The sequence below is a fragment of the Nocardia nova genome (assembly GCF_002933465.1).
Lineage (GTDB): Bacteria > Actinomycetota > Actinomycetes > Mycobacteriales > Mycobacteriaceae > Nocardia > Nocardia nova_B.
Genome location: NZ_PSZE01000004.1, coordinates 248851 through 265396, shown reverse-complemented (window position 1 = coordinate 265396; position 16546 = coordinate 248851). Strand labels below are relative to the sequence as shown.

The following is a 16546-nucleotide window of genomic DNA, read 5'->3' as shown; positions in this document are numbered from 1 at the left end:
TCTGAATATCGCAACACCGAGTTGCGATATCGTCAGCATGCCCGCCTATCCGCGATATCGCAACTAGGAGTTGCAATGAGTTCGTCCGCGCCTCTGGGACGTGGACCGAAGGTCCGCGCCGCCGTGCTCGCCGCCACCGTCGACGAGCTGAGCGAACGCGGATACGCCGCGTTCACGATCGACAACGTCGCCCAGCGCACCGGAGTGCACAAGACCACCGTCTACCGGCGGTGGCCCGACCGCGACAGCCTGATCGCCGAGGCGCTGGCCGAGAGTGTCGCGGCGGAAATTCCCATTCCGGACACCGGTTCGGTCGACGAGGATCTCCGCGCCCTGGCGCGCAGCCTCGTCGCGTGGGCCGACAGCGCCTCCGGGCGAGCCATTCTGGCCGTGCTGGTGTCCACCGCCGCGGGTCTGCCCGCACCCCCGAACTCCGCACGCCACGTCTTCCGCGATCGGATTCGGCAAACGCTGCCGGTGGTGACGCGCGCGATCGCTCGCGGGGAGCTACCCGAAGGCACCGATCCGGCAGAGATGATCAAAACGCTGGTGTCGCCGATCTATTTCCGCGTCCTGATCACCGGAGAGCGGGTGGACGACGGCACCGCGGACGCTGCCGCGAAGGTGGCTCTGACGGCCGCGCGTGCCGGGCTGTTCACCTGAACGGGTGAGTGGGTCGCGCCGCTCACTCGTCCGTGGTTCCCGGCATCGTCTTGTCGTGCGCGGATGTCGTGATGCCCCATGCGGCGAGCCGCAGATGGTGCTCGCCGTTGTGCCAGTGCGTGATCGAGGCGTTCGGCACCGGCGGCATATCAGCCGGTGGCGTCGCACCCACACCGGCCACGACGTGTGCTGCGGTGACGACGATCGCGTCGTGGGCGACGATCAGAATCCGCTCGGCGGTGGTCCGGTCGAGTTCGGTGAGCAGATCGCGCATCCGCAGCGCGACATCGGCCGGCGACTCCCCACCCGGCGGCCGATAGAACCATTCGCCGAGGCGGGTGCGGCGCTCATACTCCTGTGGCGCTCGGCGTCGAATGGCTTGCGGCGGATACAGTTCGAAGATTCCCATCTCGCGGTCACGGCAGCGTTCGTCGGTCACGGTGGGTATGGCACCGACGCCTTCGGCAGAGCGCGCCATCGCCGCCCAGGTCTGTTGCGCGCGCAGATACGGTGAGCACACCACCAGCTGTGGCGCTCGCTCCGGGGCCAGGCCAGCCAGCCACCGTCCGAGCCCAGCGGCTTGCTCGTACCCCGCGGGCGAGAGCGCGACGTCGCGGTCGCTGCCGGGAAAGGGCTCCTCGACGCCGGCGCCGAACGCGGCATTGGCTCGGCTTTCGCCGTGGCGGATGATCCAGAGGTCACGCAGGCGATACCGCGGCGGAATCCCAGCCGAGCGGACTCCCGGGGCCGTGCTCGCCGGGTCCGGACCCCTTGCCGTCATCCGATCCTCCCTGTTTCGGTGCTCCACTGCGACCAGGATGCGCTCGGCGCGCCGAGTTCGATGGTTCTACACGAGCCGTTTCAGCGTGCCGCTCCGATCGAGAACACGATCTCGATCAAACGGGTGAAGCGGGCGGTCAGGTCAGCGGCCGATTCTTCGGGATGCGCACGGGCCCACGCCATGACCGCGTCCACCGCGGCGGTCCAGATGCCGGCGAGCGCCTCGATATCGCGTTCGTCGGTGTCGCCGAGCGCATCGAGGAACCGGCGCACTCCCGAGTCGGCGTGTGCGGCGATCCGGTTGCGGTAGCCGTGCACCAGGTCCGCCACCGCCCCGGTCGGCGGCGCGGTCGGGTCGTGGATGATCCGCCAGGCGGTGCGGTCGGGGCCGAGGGTGTCGAAGAGGCCGCGCAATGCGTTGCCGGGCATCGCGAAAGGCGCTGTGGCGGGACTCATTTCGTCGTCAAGGCGCTCCAGGAGCGGGTCGGCCAGCGCGGTCAGGCATTCCGCGTAGAGCTGCTCCTTCGAGATGAAGTGCTGATAGACCAGGGCCTTGGAGATACCCGCGCGTCCGGCGATGGACACCATCGAGACGGCGCCGAATCCGCGTTCGGCGAACTCCCGCATGGCGGCGATCAGGATCTCCTCGCGTCGGTCCTGCGCGGGCATGCCCTTGGTTCCGAGTCCGGCGGCCGTTGACATGTGATCGAACTTACCCTACGGTCACTTCCATTGAAGTGACCGTAGGGTCATATAGCCGTTCCGAAAGTACTTGCGATGACCCTGTGGGAGCAGATCAACCAGCCGGTGACCTACGCGATTCCGTTCTTCCTGCTCGCGATGGTCCTGGAGATCGCGGCCCTGCGCGGCCATGCCGAGGATCGCGCGGGCTACGACGTGACCGACGCGCGGGCCAGTTTGACCATGGGGGTGGTGTCGATCTTCGTCAGCGGTGCCGCGAAATTCGCCGCACTCATCGGCTATGCCGTGCTGTACGTGCACGCCCCGTGGCACGTCGATCCGCGCAATCCGCTGTCGTGGCTGGCAGTCATGCTCGGGGTGGACCTGCTCTGGTACGCCTATCACCGCCTCGCGCATCGAGTTCGAGTGGTGTGGGCGGCGCATCAGGTGCATCACAACAGCCGCTACTTCAACTACGCGACCGCGCTGCGCCAGAAGTGGAATCCGTGGTTCGAACTTCTGGCCTGGGTTCCGTTGCCGCTCCTGGGCGTGCCGCCGTGGATGATCTTCACCGCTTGGTCGTTCAACCTCATCTACCAGTTCTGGGTGCACACCGAGACCATCGGAAAACTCCCCCGCTGGTTCGAATTCGTCTTCAACACCCCCTCCCATCACCGCGTGCACCATGCCAGCGATCGGGAGTATCTGGACCGCAATTACGGCGGCATTCTGATCCTGTGGGACCGCGTGTTCGGCACCTTTCGCGCCGAGACCTTCCGGCCCACCTACGGACTCACAAAAAAACATCGACAGCTCGAACGTCTTCACGCTCCAGTACTACGAATTCGGCGCGCTGTGGCGGGATCTGCGCTCCACCAGGCGGATTCGCGAATGGGCCGGGTATTTGTTCGGGCCGCCCGGGTGGGAGCCCGGAGCCGCACGCACGGGCGAGATCGGCCATCGGATTCCCGAAGCCTGACGCATCGGCATCGCATTCCGGGCGACAACTGTCTGCCCGAACCCAGCTCGCAGCCGCGTCGATGACGTCCCTGTTACAAATCGGCTCTTTCCACCGCAGCCGAATGTTAACGGCAGGCTGGAAGTCCCAGCACATTGATTACGCGGCACGGCATCCGCCTTCCGGAATACCACGTATTCAGATGCCGGGCCCATCGAGATATGTTGCCGGACAATCGATTACGTGCGAGCGACGAAAGCCGTGAACGGTGAACACCCGGCAACGTCGTATTACTCCGGATGTGACCATCACGAAACACCTGGGGCGTGAACTGAACCCGTCGGTGAATCACCTCGATTCCGCACCGATCCTCGTCACATCCCCAGGAGACACACATGTCCGCACCCACCGAAACCACCTCCGAGATCGACAAGGCGATCGAGGAGAACATCGCGAAATCGCTGTCCGAGATTCCGCATCCGGCGCTGCCGAAAGGCACCAATATCTATGGCGCCACAAAGATCTTTCCCGACTATCAGGCCGAGGCCGGGGAAACATACTTCACCCTGGTCCACGGGATCGCGCACGAGTCGTCGGTGAGTTTCGTGGCCGTCCTGCAGGCGACTCGGGCGCTGCGCAAGGGGTTCGAATCGGCCATCTACTTCTATGGGCCGGGTGCGATCAACTGCATCGCCAACCGTGGATTCCCGACCACCGGGGACAGCGGTTTTCCGGGTGAGCAGAACATCAACGACGCGCTGTCGACCTTCATCAAGGAGGGCGGCAAGGTATTCGCCTGCCGCTTCGGTCTGGCTCTGCACGGGGCCCGCGAGGAGGATTTGATCGAAGGTGTCATCCCCGCGCATCCGCTGGATGTGCAGGATGCGCTGATCTACTACGCACGCAAGGGCGCGATCATCAACTCCACCTATCAGGTGTAGGCGGCCGGCATGACCGAGGTATCCACGCGAGTAGACCTGGCGCTACTCGGTATTCGCGTCGACGTACCGGTGCGGCGCCGTTCCGGAGCCGGGCCCAGCGACGACGGTCATGTGTCGTTCGGGGGTGCCGGCGCTGCCATTCCCATTCGATCCGACAGCCCCTATACGCTGAGCGGGGATCGTCTGCTGCGCGACGGCACCGATCTCGGCGTCACCGTCGAGCCGGTGCGGCGGCCCAGGTTCTACGACCTGCGCACCGCCGAAGGCATCGGCTACGAGCAGATCGCGAGGCTGCACGGCACGGATGTGCTGGCGACGACGGTGGTACAGACCTGCGTCCGATACGGCGAGGACCAACGGTGCCGGTTCTGCGCGATCGAGGCATCGCTGGCCGCGGGAGCGACGGTCGCGGTCAAGCGGCCCGAGCAGCTTGCCGAGGTAGCGGCCGCCGCGGTCCGGCTCGACGGGGTGCGGCAGATGGTGATGACCACCGGCACCACCGCCGGAAAAGACCGTGGCGCACGGCATCTCGCGCGCTGTGTGCGGGCCGTGAAGCGGGCCGTGCCACAGCTGCCGATTCAGGTGCAGTGTGAGCCGCCCGGGGATCTGGCGGTCCTCGCGGAGCTGCGGGCGGCGGGGGCGGAATCCATCGGTATTCATGTCGAATCGCTCGACGATCGGGTCCGTGCGCGCTGGATGCCGGGCAAATCGACGGTGCCGCTCGCGGATTACCGGGCGGCCTGGACCGAGGCGGTGCGGCTGTTCGGGCGCAACCAGGTGTCGACCTATCTCCTGGTAGGTCTCGGCGAGAACCCCGACGAACTGGTCGATGGGGCGAGGGAGTTGATCGCGATGGGTGTGTACCCGTTCATCGTTCCCTTCCGGCCGCTCGCCGGAACCCTCGCCGTCGACGTCGACAACGCGAGCGCACCGTCACCGGCGCTGCTCGAGGACGTAACGCGCAGGGTCGCAGCCGAACTGCGGCGCGCTGGGATGCGCGGCGCCGATCAGACGGCCGGGTGCGCGGCATGCGGCGCGTGCAGCGTGCTGCGGACCGCGGGAGGCTGAAATGAGGACGATCGACACGCCGCGCTGGTGGCTCGACGGATCTGTGGCATCCAGCAGGCCGTCTCCCGATTACTGTGTGCTGTCCGGGCATTCGAACCCGAAGGAACCACCCGGCGGCTTCCTGATTCGTCCGGCGGACTCCCGGCAGCTGGCCGCCTATCGAACGCTGCGCCGCGAGAGCTTCGTGGTCGAACAGGGACTGTTCCACGGCAGCGACGCTGACGATATCGACGACCATCCGCGCACCGTCGTGCTGGTCGCACTGGCATCGGACGGCACTGTGCTGGGCGGCGTGCGCCTGGCGCCCGCCACCGACGAGGATCTCGGCTGGTGGACCGGCAGCCGGCTGGTCGTGGACTGTGGCCGCCGCACCCGCGGGGTGGGCAACGCCCTCGTGCGCGCGGCCTGCGCCTATGCGGAGAGCAACAACGTGCTGCGCTTCGAGGCGACGGTGCAGCAACGATACGCCCCGCTGTTCACCCACCTCGGCTGGATCCGGCTGGGAGACACCACGTTCAGCGGCGCACCGCACGTTCGCGTGCGCTGGCCCATCGACCGCATCGACCGGCTCACGCGCTCGACCAAGGCGATGCTGGGCCCGCTGCTGACGAGCCTCGGGAACGATCCGATGACACTGGGCGGCACTGGTTTCCGCGGTGACGACGGTGCACCGGTGCCGGGCAGCGATCTCGTCGCCGCGTGTGACGCCATCATCGCCTCGATGGTCGAACGCGATCCGGAGTGGGCAGGCTGGTGCGCGGCCCTGGTGAACCTCAACGATCTATCCGCGATGGGCGCCGAACCCGTGGGGTTGCTCGACGCGGTCGCGGCCCCCACCCGCTCGCTGCTCACCCGGATCCTGCGCGGCCTGGCGCGGGCCGCCGACACCTGGAGGGTGCCCGTACTGGGCGGGCATACCCAGATCGGCCCGGCCGCACTGTCGGTGACCGCATTGGGCCGCACCGCCCGGCCGGTTCCCGGTGGCGGGGGCCGGGCAGGCCACGAACTGCGGCTCACCGCGGATCTCGGTGGCCGCTGGCGTGCCGGATATACGGGGCGGCAATGGGATTCGTCTTCCTACCGCACCGGGGACGAACTGCGGGCGCTGGGCCGGTTCGTCGCCGACACCGCGCCGGCGGCCGCGAAGGATGTCAGCATGGCCGGGATCGCAGGTACAGCGGGCATGCTGGCGGAAGCATCGGGTGTCGGCGTGGAGCTGGATGTGTCCCGGATGCCGCGCCCGGCGAATACCGCACCGGCCGAATGGATCACCTGCTTCCCCGGCTTCGCCATGCTCACCGCCGACCGCCCCGGATCCGCGATCGGCCGCACCGGACCCGCCACCTCCGCGATTTGCGGCGTCCTCACCTCCGAACCCGGCGTGCGTTTGCGCTGGCCGGACGGAACCACCACCACAGCGGTGCCCGGCACCGTGACCGGATTGGGTATCTCATGACCGAATTGACCATCTCCGTGGCGGCCGCCGAATTCGGCCGCGATATGGAAGCCTGCTACGCCACCATCTCCGCCTTGATCGAGCAGGCTCGCGCCCGCGGGAGCCGGCTACTGGTCCTGCCCGAGGCATGTCTCGGCGGATATCTGCCCAGCCTGGGCGGCGGCGACGAGAACGACGAGGCCCGGCAGCGCCGATTGCGCAGCTTGCCGCCCGCTCTCGCCCTCGATGGGCCGGAGTTGGCGCGAATCGCCGCCATGGCGGGGGATCTCGTCGTCACCCTCGGATTCTGCGAGGCCGACGGTGAGCGGCGCTACAACGCCGCGGTGACCCTGACCGGCGACGGCATCCTCGGCTCGTACCGCAAAGTGCATCAGCCGCTGGGTGAAAACCTCTGCTACGCCGCCGGTTCGGCGTATCGCGCCTTCGACACTCCGATCGGGCGGATGGGGATGCAGATCTGCTACGACAAGGCCTTTCCCGAGGCCGCGCGGGCGCTGGCACTGGACGGCGCGGAGATCATCACCTCGCTGTCGGCTTGGCCGACCGCCCGCACCGCCACCGCCGAACGGCTCGAGGACGACCGCTGGACCCAGCGCTTCGATATCTTCGACCGCGCCCGTGCGGTCGAGAACCAGGTGCTGTGGATCGCCTCCAACCAGGCCGGCACCTTCGGCTCGCTGCGGTTCGTGTGCAGCGCCAAGATCGTCGGGCCGGGCGGCGACATACTCGCCACCACCGGCACCGCGTCCGGCTTGGCGACGGCCTCGGTCGACCTCGCCCATGTACTCGGGCTGGCCCGCGGCGGCGGCATGTACAACCTGCGGGACCGGCGGCCGGAAGTCTACGACAGCGTGGTCGCGCGCCACGGCGTCGTCGGTCAGCCGTCGCTGCCGGAGGAATTGGCGGCCGCGCATGCCTGAGATGACCTTCGACATCCGCTGGCCGGACGGCAGTGTCCAGTCCTGCTACTCCCCCTCGCTGGTGATCCACGACCACCTGAGCGCCGGGACCGAATATCCAGTCGGTGAGTTCGTGCGCCGGGCCGCCACTGCCCTGAACCTGGCCGCCGAACGAGTGCGGGAACGGTTCGGCCTCTCCTGCACCTCGGCCATGCAGACCCTCGCCGATATCGAATCGGCGGCCGCGACATCGCCGCGTGGCACGGTCCGCGTGCTGACGATGACCCCGCCGTCCGTACCCGCCGCGACCCCCGGAGGAAAACCGTGACTCCGCAACTTTTTTCGATGGAACACCACGAGGTGGTGGTGATCGGCGCCGGGCAGGCCGGGCTGTCTATCAGCTGGCATCTGACCGCGCGCGGGATCGATCATCTCGTGCTCGAACGCGACACCATCGCGCACGAATGGCGCGACACCCGCTGGGACAATTTCACTCTCGTCACTCCCAATTGGCAGTGCGTGCTGCCCGGCTACCGTTACAACGGCCCGCAGCCGCACGGTTTCATGAAGCGTGACGAGGTCTATGCCTGGGTGCGCGGTTACGCCGACACCTTCGATCCGCCGGTGCGTGAAGGAGTGGCCGTCACCGCGATGTCCGTGGCCGCGGGCGGCGGGTTCGATATCGAAACGACCGGCGGGCCGGTGCATTCCGATCAGGTCGTGGTCGCCGTCGGCGGATATCACATCCCGACCGTGCCGCGCTTCGCCGAACGGCTGCCCGGCTCGATCCGGCAGGTGCATTCGGCCGAATACCGCAGTGCCTCAGATCTTCCCGAGGGAGCCGTTCTCGTCGTCGGCACCGGGCAGTCCGGCGCCCAGATCGCGGAGGACCTGCACCTGGCCGGTCGCGACGTGCATCTGGCGGTGGGCAGCGCGCCTAGAGTGGCCCGTTTCTATCGCGGCCGCGACTGTGTGGCGTGGCTGCAGGATATGGGCCACTACGACATTCCCATCGAGGATCAGCCCGGCGGGCTCGGCAAGCGCGAGAACACCAACCACTACGTGACCGGCCGCGACGGCGGGCGCGATATCGACCTGCGCCGCTTCGCGCTCGAGGGGATGCGGCTCTACGGGCGGATGACCGATATCGCAGGCGGCACCGCACATTTCGAGCCGTCACTGGAGTCCTCGCTCGATGCCGCGGATGCCGTTGCCGAGAGCATCAAGGATTCCATCGACGCCTACATCGATCGTGCGGGCATCGACGCGCCCACCGAACCGCGCTACCGGCCGGTGTGGCGGCCCGAGCACGAAGTGACCGAAATCGACCTGACCACAGGTGGAATCACGTCGGTAGTGTGGTCGGTCGGCTTCCGGACCGACTACCGGTGGCTGCGCGTCGGGGTATTCGACGGCGAGGGCCATCCCTGCCACAACCGCGGCGTCACCTCCGTCGAGGGTCTGTACTTCCTCGGCCTGCCCTGGCTGCACACGTGGGGGTCGGGCCGGTTCGCCGCCGTGGCCCGCGATGCCGAGTATCTCGCGGATCGGATCACAGTCACCGCCCGCGCGACCGCCGCCGCCTGAATCGAATTCTCATGGCCGTCACCCGGATCGCCGCCGTCGCCGCTCATTTCGGCACTGGCATCGCCCGCGCCCTCGACAAGATCACCGGCATCGTCGACCGGCTCGCCGCCGATGGCGTCGACCTGCTCGTGCTGCCCGACGCGACGCTCGGCGGCTATATCGGCGACCTCCGCAACCCGGATCCCGCCACCGGGCCGGAGGCCATCGATCCCGACGGTCCGGAGATCCGCCTGCTGTGCCGGCTGGCCGGGGCCATGACCATCTGCGTCGGCTACGCCGAACACTGTGACGGCACCCGCTACAACGCGGCGGTCTGCCTGACCGGCGACGGCGTACTCGGCCGCCACCGCAAGGTCCACCAGCCCGCCGGTGAACACCTGGCATATTCCGCCGGGGATCGCTTCTTCGCCTTCGACACCCCGGTCGGCCGCCTCGGCATGCTGATCGACTACGACAAGACCTTCCCCGAATCCGCGCGCACCCTGGCCCTCGACGGTGCGCGAACGATCGCGGCGCTGTCCGCGTGGCCGGCCAGTGTCACCGACCGCGCCTCCCGGATGCCCAACGACCGCCAATCGCGCCTGTTCGATCTCTACGACCAGGCCCGCGCGGCCGAGAACCAGGTCGTGCTCGCGTCCTCCAATCAGACCGGTATCACCGGGTCGCTGCGGTTCCTCGGCCAGGCCAAGGTGGTGGGGCCAGGTGGTGACATCCTGGCCAAGACCTGGTCCAAGGGCGGGCTCGCAGTGGCCGATATCGACGTCGACGCGGAGGTGGAGCGGGCGCGCCGGGTGCTGCGGCATCTCGCGGAACGCCGCGTCGACGCCTACCACAATCTGATGACCGGTAAAGGCGGTTACTGATGCGAATCGCACTGCTCACGTATTCGACCAAGCCGCGAGGCGGGGTGGTCCACACGCTGAATCTCGCCGAGGCGCTTGCGCGTCTCGGTGCGGAGGTCACGGTGTGGACGTTGGGCCGAGGCGGAGACGGGGGGTTGTTCCGCCCGGTGGATCCCGCGGTGCGCGTATGGGTGGTGCCGTTCGAAGCCATCGACGGCGAAGCGGTCGGGCCACGAATCCTGCGTTCCATCACCGTATTACGGTCCGCGTTCACTCCCATGGACTACGACATCGTCCATGCCCAGGACTGCATCAGCGCCAACGCGGTCGACCGGTGCATTCGAACCATCCATCACCTCGACACCTTCACCACGCCGGAACTGGCCCGCTGCCACGACCGCGCCATCACCGAGCCTTACGCTCATATCTGCGTCTCGGCCGCGGTCGCCGCGGAAGTTCACGCCGGCTGGAATCTGCGCCCCGCCGTGATTCCCAACGGCGTCGAGTACGACCGGTTCGCCTCCGCCGCAAGCGATTCGGACACCGCGTCGACCGCCCGTCGCAGCTGGCAGCGATTCCTCGGTCCCTACATTCTGGCCCTGGGTGGCATCGAACCTCGCAAGGGCAGTATCGATCTGCTGGAGGCTTTCGCGCTGCTGCGCCGCGATCACGCCCAGCTGCGCCTCGTATTCGCGGGCGGTGAAACCCTCTTCGACTACCGCGACTACCGGGCACAATTCGACGCACGCGCGACCGAACTGGGCATCCGGCCCGTCATTCTCGGCACGGTTGCCCACGACACGCTGCCCGCACTCGTCGCCGGAGCTGCGCTGGTTCCGTTCTTCTCCACCAAGGAGGGGTTCGGACTGGCGGCCATGGAGGCTGTGGCCGCCGGGGTGCCGGTGGTCGCGCGCGAGCTTCCGGTGCTTCGGGAGATCTTCGGCGACGCGATCTCCTACGCCACCGATCCGACCGGAATGGCGGCGACGATGGCACAGAACCTGCGGCGCGACACGGCGCGCATCGACCGCGGCAGAGCACTCGCACGCCGATACGATTGGGAGACAGCGGCTCTCGCGCACATGGAGTTCTACCGGGCCCATCTCCGAAGTCCGCGGGTTCGAGCGGATTCCGATGCCATCGTGCCCGAGCCGACCGCGGAACCCTTCGCCCGGCAGGGTTGATCGGACCGGGGTGTCGCTCGGGCGCAATCAGCCCAGCGCTGCGCTCGCCGCCCGCAATTCGTCCAACGCCGAGAGAACATGCCGCGCCAGCTCGTCCGAGGCGTCCCGCTCCCCGTCGGTCCATTCGGCGAACCCGCGTTTGAAGGCGAGAACTCCCAGCTCACTGGCGAGGGCCGCGGTCGGGTCCGGGACACCGCGCGCGATGAGCGCCTCGGTCATCGCGGCGGCCAGCCCGACGCTTTTGAGGGCGTCGCGCTCCTGTAGTTCCGCGCTGGCGGCGACGGCCGCCGTCAGGCGAGGTGCGAGCTCGCGATTCATGGGACCCATTGCCGCCGAGGCGCGTTCGAGGCCGGCGGCGACCGCCTCGAGGGGTGTGGCGCGTTCGGGCGCTTCGGCGATGCCCTCGGCCAGCAGCCGGCTCAGCGTCTCCTGGCCGGCCACGAGCAGTTCGCGCTTGTCCGGGAAGTGCCGGAAGAAGGTGCTTTTCGTGACGCCGGCGCGTTCGGCGATCTGCGCGACCGTCGTCGCGTCGTATCCCTGCTCGGTGAACAGGTCGACCGCGGCGACGACAAGGCGTTCTCGTGCGCCCGGTTCCCATCGACCCATGGGTTCATCATAAGTGATGGGACCTTTGTCCCGTCAGCATGGCAGCGTGACGGGACAAAGGTCCCATCACTGGAGGAGTTATCCATGCGCGTTTTCGTCACCGGCGGCACCGGACTGATCGGTTCCGCGGTGGTTGCCGAACTGCTCGGCAACGGCCACACCGTGCTCGCACTCGCCCGCTCCGAGGCGTCCGCTGGCGCCGCCGAGGCCGCCGGCGCCGAACCACTGCGGGGCGGCCTCGCCGACCTCGACGTCCTGCGGGCCGGTACCGCTCAGGCCGACGGAGTGATCCACCTGGCCTTCGGCAACGACTTCAGCAGCGCCGATGCCCTCGCTGCCACCGTCGCCGAGGAAAGTGCCGCCCTGGCGACCATGGGCGAGGAACTCGTCGGCAGCGACCGTCCCTTCGTCACGGTCTCCGGGACGCCCAGCGTGGCGGGCCGGGCATCCACCGAGACCGATCCCGTGTGGACCGACGGGCCCGTGGGCGGGCGGAACCCGGCACTGCCTGGCACGCCGTCGCCGACGAGGGCGACCGAGTACGAGACATCGCGGAGGTCATCGGTCGACAGCTGAACCTGCCGGTCGAGTCGGTGCCCGCGGATACCTACGGCCCGCTCGGCCCGATCTTCGCGGCCGACCAGCCCTCGTCCAGCGCACACACCCGCGAGGTTCTCGGCTGGGAGCCGACGCATCCCGGCCTGCTGGAGGACCTGACGAATATCCGCCCTTGATCGGGCACGGTGACAGTGTCGGTTACCGTGCCAGGGTGAACGCCCGCATGCGCCCGCTCGGTGTGGTCGTGATGGGGGTTTCCGGCACCGGGAAATCGACGGTCGGTCGTCTCCTGGCCGACCGGCTCGGTATTGTGTTCGCCGATGCGGATGACCTCCACTCCCCCGCCAATATCGCGACGATGTCCGCGGGGATCTCGCTGACGGATGAGGATCGCGCGCCCTGGCTCGCGGCGGTCGGGGGCTGGTTGCACGATCGTACGGCCGAGGAGAACGGTGGTGTGATCGCGTGCTCGGCACTGCGGCGACGGTATCGCGATATCTTGCGGGCCGCCGCGCCCGAGGTGATCTTCGTGCATTTGACCGCCGATCGCGACGAATTGGTGGCCCGGATGTCTCGCCGCCGCGGCCATTACATGCCTGTGTCCCTTGTCGATTCACAATTGCGCACGCTCGAGCCACTGGACGCCGACGAACGGGGAGCCGTTCTCCGCACCGATCGGACTCCGGAGGTCCTCGCCGACAAGGCCGCCGCTCTGGTGCGCGAGCTGAACACGCGTTGATGCGTTCAGCGGCGGTCCAGCGGTCGATGACTCGGTGCGCTATGACTTCAGACGCGTAGGAGTTTTCTTATCCCCCACCGTATTCCACGTCCCAGCGCCACCAGAAACACCACAACCGCGGCAGAACCGAACGCGCAGCGCAGCCAGTACGCCGCGCCGACCGGGGCCTCCCCCATGGCCGCGTGCAGGCCGTTCTGCCACGCGGCGGCGCGCACGACGACCGCCGTCACCACGAAGCCGCAGATCAGCAGGATCGGGACGCGGTGGCGACCGAAGCGTTCGTCGATGTCGATCCGCCAATGGCCCAGCGTCCAGCGCAGCAGACCGGACACTCCGATGGCGAGCGCCACCGGCGCACCGGTCAGGATCGCCTGGGATACGGACGTGCGCGGCAGCACAGCCGGAAGCAGCGACATCACGACGGCGAGGGTGACGGCGACGACGGTATCGATGCGCGGCCGCACGTGGAGAGACCGGTGTCGGCGCGACTTCGTCGTCGAGTACGCCCGCGGGGTTGTGCTCCGCATCGTCACGGCGGTCACGCGGCGGCACCGGATTCCGCGATGGCAGCGGTGGCCGTGAGCCGAGCCGGCCGCAGACGCCGCCACGCCACGATGCCGACGATCGCCGCCGAGACCGCTCCCACCGCGGCGGGACCACCGACATGGAGCAGCTGATCGCTGAGCCGTTCGCCCGACAGTTGCGTACCGAACAAAAACTCCGGATCCGGCGTGGCGTAGTTCTGCCGCCGGGAATTCAGGTCGACCCCCGTAGTGGCGACCGTGGCCAGGACGTCGCACCGGGCGCGGGCGGCGGTGTCGGTGCGCGTATCGCAGGCGGCGTGCATGCGGCGCTGCAGGGTGGCGTCGATGGCTTGGCGTGCCCACGGCTGCAGCGGTTGCTGCCGCTGCTCGGCGTAGCGCAGCATGTCGTAGCCCAGGTCGTGCGCCTTGCACGCCTCGGTGAACTCGGCGGGAAGTTGGATCGGCGACGAGCAGTCACCGTCGGGATCGACCAGGATCCCGTCCTCGACCACCGGACGGTAACCCGCCTCGGCCGCGAAATCAGCGGGCACGGCCACCGACCACGGGTGGTCGCCGACCAGATCGGCCACGGCGGCACGAGCCGGCAGATTCTCCACGCCCGGCTTCGCCACCGCCGCCGAGGCGGGCATGGCGGGTGCGAAGGCCAGCGGGACCATGGCGGTCATCGCCGCCAGCAGTACCGAGACGACCACCTGGCGAACCTTGCCCAGGCGTCGTGGCCGGCGATCTCGGGCGGGTGCGGTGGACATCGATTCCGGCAGGGCTCGCGGCCCGGCCGAACCCGGTGATGCGTCGGTCATGGATGCCGAAGGTAACCGATTCAGCTGAGAAAGACCGACTCGTGGCCCTCAATCCCGCATCAGCCCGACCCAGATGTGGTCCCGCGCGCGGGTCAGCGCCACCATGGTCTGCCGTGCTGCCAGCTCCGCCCGGTCGCGCTCGCTGCCGCGCAATCGGTCGACGGGCGCCGTCGGCGCGTCGGTCAGGTGGAACACCGCGGCGAAGTCCATCCCCTTGGCGCGATGGACGGTTCCCACCTTCACCGCATCGTGCTGGGTGCCGTCGTAGCATTCGAGGGAGACGGACGGAATCTTCTTGCGGCGCAATGCTGCTCGGATTCTCTCGGCCTGGCGGCCGGTGTCGGTGATCACGGCCACGTCGGAGTGCGGATATCCGGAATCGGTCAGGGCCGCGATCACCTTCTCCTCGGCCCGGGACCGCGAGAAGGTCTCCGAACGGGCCGTACCGCCCGCCAACACGACCTCGCTGTCGCGCAGGACGAATCCGGGGGCACCGTCCAGGTCGTCGACCGTATTCGTCGCGTCGACCCGCTTGGCGTAGTCGTGCACCGCGGCCCGATTGCGGTAGTTGGTGCGCAGCACCGCACCGCGGCCGACGATCGGGATCCCGGCATCGGAGAGGCGCCAGCCGCCGGGATAGACCTGCTGCTGACCGTCCCCGACCAGCAGCAGCGGTGAGGTCGAGGTGCCGCCGGCGATCTGGTGGACGAGTTTGAGTTCCATCAGGGTGAAGTCCTGGACCTCGTCGACCACCACCAGGTCGTAGGGCGCGTCCAGCGGCGCCGCGCGCAGTTCGTCGATCGCCAGATCGATCACGTCGTTGAAATCCATCGTCGCTAGATCCCGCAGCGCTGCTTGATACGGCAGGTACAGGTGCGTCCAGACGAGTTCGCGTTGAGTTTTGTCCAGACGCAAGCGGTTTCGGCCCACCCGGTCGATTTTCAGATACAGATCGTGATCGATGCCCTGGCCCTTGATGACCCGATGCAGTTCGTCCTTCCAATAGCTCGGATTCGGTTCGATGGGTTCAAGGTGACGGCGGGCGGTGCGCCAGGCGTGATAGAAGGCGTTGTCGCCGCTGCCCAGGCGGCAACCGATATCGCGACTGCGGAGGAAATGAGTGGTCCAGGAGTGGAGGCCGGTGAATTCCACCCGCTCGCCCGCATGCGGTGCCAGGCGCCGGAATCCCGATTCGTGATAGGTCGGCAGCGTCCGCACGAAACTGGTGAAGAGCTGCCGCCCGGCCCCCTCCTTGGACAGCCGCGCCATGCGGTGCAGGGCGACGACGGTCTTCCCGGTTCCGGCCGGTCCGCTGAATCTCGCGGGCCCGTTGTAGTTGCGGTAGACGAGGTCGAGTTGGGCCGGGTCGAGGAATGTCATCCATTCGCTGAACGGTCGCTTCAACGCCCGCGCTCGTTCCTCCTCGCGCAGCGTCGTCGTGTCGACAAGTCCTTCGGCGGGCGAGGTTTCGGGCCCGGCGCCGCTGTCGGCGGACAGCAGCGCGAACCAGGTGTTGTGTTCGGCCACAGTCATCGCGATCTGCCGGGCGCTGCGGCTGGACAGGCTCGCTTCGGCGAACAGCCGCGCGGCGATGGTCGCCGGGTCGACCGCGACGTAGCGGGCCTCGGCCGGCGTGTCGGCCGCCGAGTCCATCAGCAGCAATACCTCGATCATATGCGGCACGTACCGGGTGCGGCCCGCGGTGAGATTCGCGAAAGTCTCCTCCGCACGCCAGCGGATCCGGCGCAGTTCCGCGGCGGCCGGCACCACGTCGGTGCGGACCAGAGCGAAGACACCGCCCGGCCCGACGGCGTAGGCGTCGACGCGATCCGACCGGCTGTTCTCGCGTTCCACGAGCACATGCCAGCCGTTGCGCATCAGCGGCACCGACAGGAATCGCCGCCAGGCCGGCGTGAGCACGGTCAGTTCGCCGAGCTGTTGCGCCACACGCTGACGCCGCCGCTCGAAATGGATATCGGGCATCTCGGACCCCCTTGCCGGCGTAGCCGGGCGGGTCCTTCGGTGGAGCCGCCACACCCCTGGCTACCAAAACCTCTGTCTATCAAGGTATTACATCGCGCAACGGAGCGCAGAGGATATGGGGCGGCGAATATCGGCGGGAACGGTTCACACCGGCTGATCCCGCCACGAGTCGGACGCCCTGATTCGACCGGACCGCACCGTTGTAGCCTGTCCAGCCGGTGGCGATGGCGGCCGCGGGCTCGTCACGCCGCTGTCC

General features: G+C 68.1%; 18 protein-coding genes and 1 pseudogene. 13 read left to right on the top strand and 6 right to left on the bottom strand.

Annotation, left to right across the window (positions count from 1 at the left end; all coding sequences use genetic code 11):
• Nucleotides 1–75 precede the first annotated feature (75 nt).
• Nucleotides 76–663, top strand: a complete 588-nt coding sequence (locus C5E41_RS07365; protein WP_104375060.1) for a TetR/AcrR family transcriptional regulator — start codon at nt 76–78, stop codon at nt 661–663.
• A gap of 22 nt (nt 664–685) precedes the next feature.
• Here C5E41_RS07365 and C5E41_RS07360 read toward each other — a convergent pair whose 3' ends face one another.
• A complete protein-coding gene (locus C5E41_RS07360) occupies nt 686–1444 on the bottom strand; it encodes a histidine phosphatase family protein (RefSeq protein WP_104375059.1) in 759 nt (252 codons plus the stop codon).
• An 80-nt stretch (nt 1445–1524) separates the two neighbouring features.
• The gene (locus C5E41_RS07355; RefSeq protein WP_104375058.1) at nt 1525–2145 is read right to left on the bottom strand and encodes a TetR/AcrR family transcriptional regulator; all 621 of its coding nucleotides are present in this window, start codon (nt 2143–2145) and stop codon (nt 1525–1527) included.
• Nucleotides 2146–2220: 75 nt separating this feature from the next.
• On the opposite strand from C5E41_RS07355, the pseudogene C5E41_RS07350 reads away from it, so the two are divergent.
• From C5E41_RS07350 to C5E41_RS07310, 9 genes and pseudogenes are all read left to right on the top strand, one after another.
• Nucleotides 2221–3103: pseudogene (locus C5E41_RS07350) on the top strand (sterol desaturase family protein).
• Nucleotides 3104–3477: 374 nt separating this feature from the next.
• The gene (locus C5E41_RS07345; protein WP_030515292.1) at nt 3478–4023 is read left to right on the top strand and encodes an MSMEG_0572/Sll0783 family nitrogen starvation response protein; all 546 of its coding nucleotides are present in this window, start codon (nt 3478–3480) and stop codon (nt 4021–4023) included.
• Between the two features lie 9 nt (nt 4024–4032).
• Complete coding sequence (locus C5E41_RS07340; RefSeq protein ID WP_104375057.1) at nt 4033–5091, top strand: MSMEG_0568 family radical SAM protein; 1059 nt, start codon at nt 4033–4035, stop codon at nt 5089–5091.
• A gap of 1 nt (nt 5092) precedes the next feature.
• A complete protein-coding gene (locus C5E41_RS07335; protein WP_104375056.1) occupies nt 5093–6547 on the top strand; it encodes an MSMEG_0567/sll0787 family protein in 1455 nt (484 codons plus the stop codon).
• Complete coding sequence (locus C5E41_RS07330) at nt 6544–7467, top strand: carbon-nitrogen hydrolase family protein (protein ID WP_104375055.1); 924 nt, start codon at nt 6544–6546, stop codon at nt 7465–7467. The genes C5E41_RS07335 and C5E41_RS07330 overlap by 4 nt, the downstream gene beginning before the upstream one ends.
• Nucleotides 7460–7774, top strand: coding sequence for an MSMEG_0570 family nitrogen starvation response protein (locus tag C5E41_RS07325; RefSeq protein ID WP_104375054.1), 315 nt, complete (start codon nt 7460–7462; stop codon nt 7772–7774). The genes C5E41_RS07330 and C5E41_RS07325 overlap by 8 nt, the downstream gene beginning before the upstream one ends.
• Before the next feature lie 17 nt (nt 7775–7791).
• Nucleotides 7792–9033, top strand: coding sequence for an MSMEG_0569 family flavin-dependent oxidoreductase (locus C5E41_RS07320; RefSeq protein WP_104375053.1), 1242 nt, complete (start codon nt 7792–7794; stop codon nt 9031–9033).
• Between the two features lie 11 nt (nt 9034–9044).
• Nucleotides 9045–9896 (top strand): carbon-nitrogen hydrolase family protein, encoded by an 852-nt coding sequence (locus C5E41_RS07315; protein WP_104375052.1) that lies wholly within the window; start codon nt 9045–9047, stop codon nt 9894–9896.
• Complete coding sequence (locus C5E41_RS07310; RefSeq protein WP_104375051.1) at nt 9896–11059, top strand: MSMEG_0565 family glycosyltransferase; 1164 nt, start codon at nt 9896–9898, stop codon at nt 11057–11059. Before C5E41_RS07315 ends, C5E41_RS07310 begins: the two co-directional genes overlap by 1 nt.
• Before the next feature lie 27 nt (nt 11060–11086).
• On the opposite strand, the gene C5E41_RS07305 is transcribed toward C5E41_RS07310, so the two are convergent.
• On the bottom strand, nt 11087–11665 hold the full coding sequence (locus tag C5E41_RS07305) for a TetR/AcrR family transcriptional regulator (RefSeq protein WP_104375050.1): 579 nt from the start codon (nt 11663–11665) through the stop codon (nt 11087–11089).
• Nucleotides 11666–11749: 84 nt separating this feature from the next.
• Here C5E41_RS07305 and C5E41_RS07300 point away from each other — a divergent pair, with 84 nt between their 5' ends.
• The 3 genes from C5E41_RS07300 to C5E41_RS07295 are packed head-to-tail and all read left to right on the top strand — an operon-like array spanning nt 11750 to nt 12962.
• Nucleotides 11750–12241, top strand: a complete 492-nt coding sequence (locus tag C5E41_RS07300) for an NAD-dependent epimerase/dehydratase family protein (RefSeq protein ID WP_439956445.1) — start codon at nt 11750–11752, stop codon at nt 12239–12241.
• A gap of 17 nt (nt 12242–12258) precedes the next feature.
• Entirely contained in the window at nt 12259–12399 is a 141-nt protein-coding gene (locus C5E41_RS36135; protein WP_439956444.1) for a hypothetical protein, read from the top strand.
• Nucleotides 12400–12446: 47 nt separating this feature from the next.
• Nucleotides 12447–12962: a gluconokinase gene (locus tag C5E41_RS07295; protein WP_104375165.1), complete on the top strand. Its 516-nt coding sequence runs from the start codon at nt 12447–12449 to the stop codon at nt 12960–12962.
• Nucleotides 12963–13009: 47 nt separating this feature from the next.
• Here C5E41_RS07295 and C5E41_RS07290 read toward each other — a convergent pair whose 3' ends face one another.
• The 3 genes from C5E41_RS07290 to C5E41_RS07280 form a co-directional block, all read right to left on the bottom strand.
• Complete coding sequence (locus tag C5E41_RS07290; RefSeq protein ID WP_181063131.1) at nt 13010–13426, bottom strand: alpha/beta-hydrolase N-terminal domain-containing protein; 417 nt, start codon at nt 13424–13426, stop codon at nt 13010–13012.
• 74 nt (nt 13427–13500) lie between these two features.
• The gene (locus C5E41_RS07285) at nt 13501–14307 is read right to left on the bottom strand and encodes a hypothetical protein (protein ID WP_104375048.1); all 807 of its coding nucleotides are present in this window, start codon (nt 14305–14307) and stop codon (nt 13501–13503) included.
• A 48-nt stretch (nt 14308–14355) separates the two neighbouring features.
• Nucleotides 14356–16290, bottom strand: coding sequence for a UvrD-helicase domain-containing protein (locus C5E41_RS07280; protein ID WP_104375047.1), 1935 nt, complete (start codon nt 16288–16290; stop codon nt 14356–14358).
• Nucleotides 16291–16546: the final 256 nt, after the last annotated feature.

Bases quoted from the DNA above. Each gene is read 5' to 3' on its own strand.
- C5E41_RS07365 (WP_104375060.1), top strand. From the start codon at position 76: ATGAGTTCGTCCGCGCCTCTGGGACGTGGACCGAAGGTCCGCGCCGCC.
- C5E41_RS07295 (WP_104375165.1), top strand. From the start codon at position 12,447: ATGCGCCCGCTCGGTGTGGTCGTGATGGGGGTTTCCGGCACCGGGAAA.
- C5E41_RS07345 (WP_030515292.1), top strand. From the start codon at position 3,478: ATGTCCGCACCCACCGAAACCACCTCCGAGATCGACAAGGCGATCGAG.
- C5E41_RS07360 (WP_104375059.1), bottom strand. From the start codon at position 1,444: ATGACGGCAAGGGGTCCGGACCCGGCGAGCACGGCCCCGGGAGTCCGC.
- C5E41_RS07330 (WP_104375055.1), top strand. From the start codon at position 6,544: ATGACCGAATTGACCATCTCCGTGGCGGCCGCCGAATTCGGCCGCGAT.
- C5E41_RS07285 (WP_104375048.1), bottom strand. From the start codon at position 14,307: ATGACCGACGCATCACCGGGTTCGGCCGGGCCGCGAGCCCTGCCGGAA.
- C5E41_RS07315 (WP_104375052.1), top strand. From the start codon at position 9,045: ATGGCCGTCACCCGGATCGCCGCCGTCGCCGCTCATTTCGGCACTGGC.
- C5E41_RS07320 (WP_104375053.1), top strand. From the start codon at position 7,792: ATGGAACACCACGAGGTGGTGGTGATCGGCGCCGGGCAGGCCGGGCTG.
- C5E41_RS07305 (WP_104375050.1), bottom strand. From the start codon at position 11,665: ATGGGTCGATGGGAACCGGGCGCACGAGAACGCCTTGTCGTCGCCGCG.
- C5E41_RS07310 (WP_104375051.1), top strand. From the start codon at position 9,896: ATGCGAATCGCACTGCTCACGTATTCGACCAAGCCGCGAGGCGGGGTG.
- C5E41_RS07300 (WP_439956445.1), top strand. From the start codon at position 11,750: ATGCGCGTTTTCGTCACCGGCGGCACCGGACTGATCGGTTCCGCGGTG.
- C5E41_RS07280 (WP_104375047.1), bottom strand. From the start codon at position 16,290: ATGCCCGATATCCATTTCGAGCGGCGGCGTCAGCGTGTGGCGCAACAG.
- C5E41_RS07355 (WP_104375058.1), bottom strand. From the start codon at position 2,145: ATGTCAACGGCCGCCGGACTCGGAACCAAGGGCATGCCCGCGCAGGAC.
- C5E41_RS07335 (WP_104375056.1), top strand. From the start codon at position 5,093: ATGAGGACGATCGACACGCCGCGCTGGTGGCTCGACGGATCTGTGGCA.
- C5E41_RS07340 (WP_104375057.1), top strand. From the start codon at position 4,033: ATGACCGAGGTATCCACGCGAGTAGACCTGGCGCTACTCGGTATTCGC.
- C5E41_RS07325 (WP_104375054.1), top strand. From the start codon at position 7,460: ATGCCTGAGATGACCTTCGACATCCGCTGGCCGGACGGCAGTGTCCAG.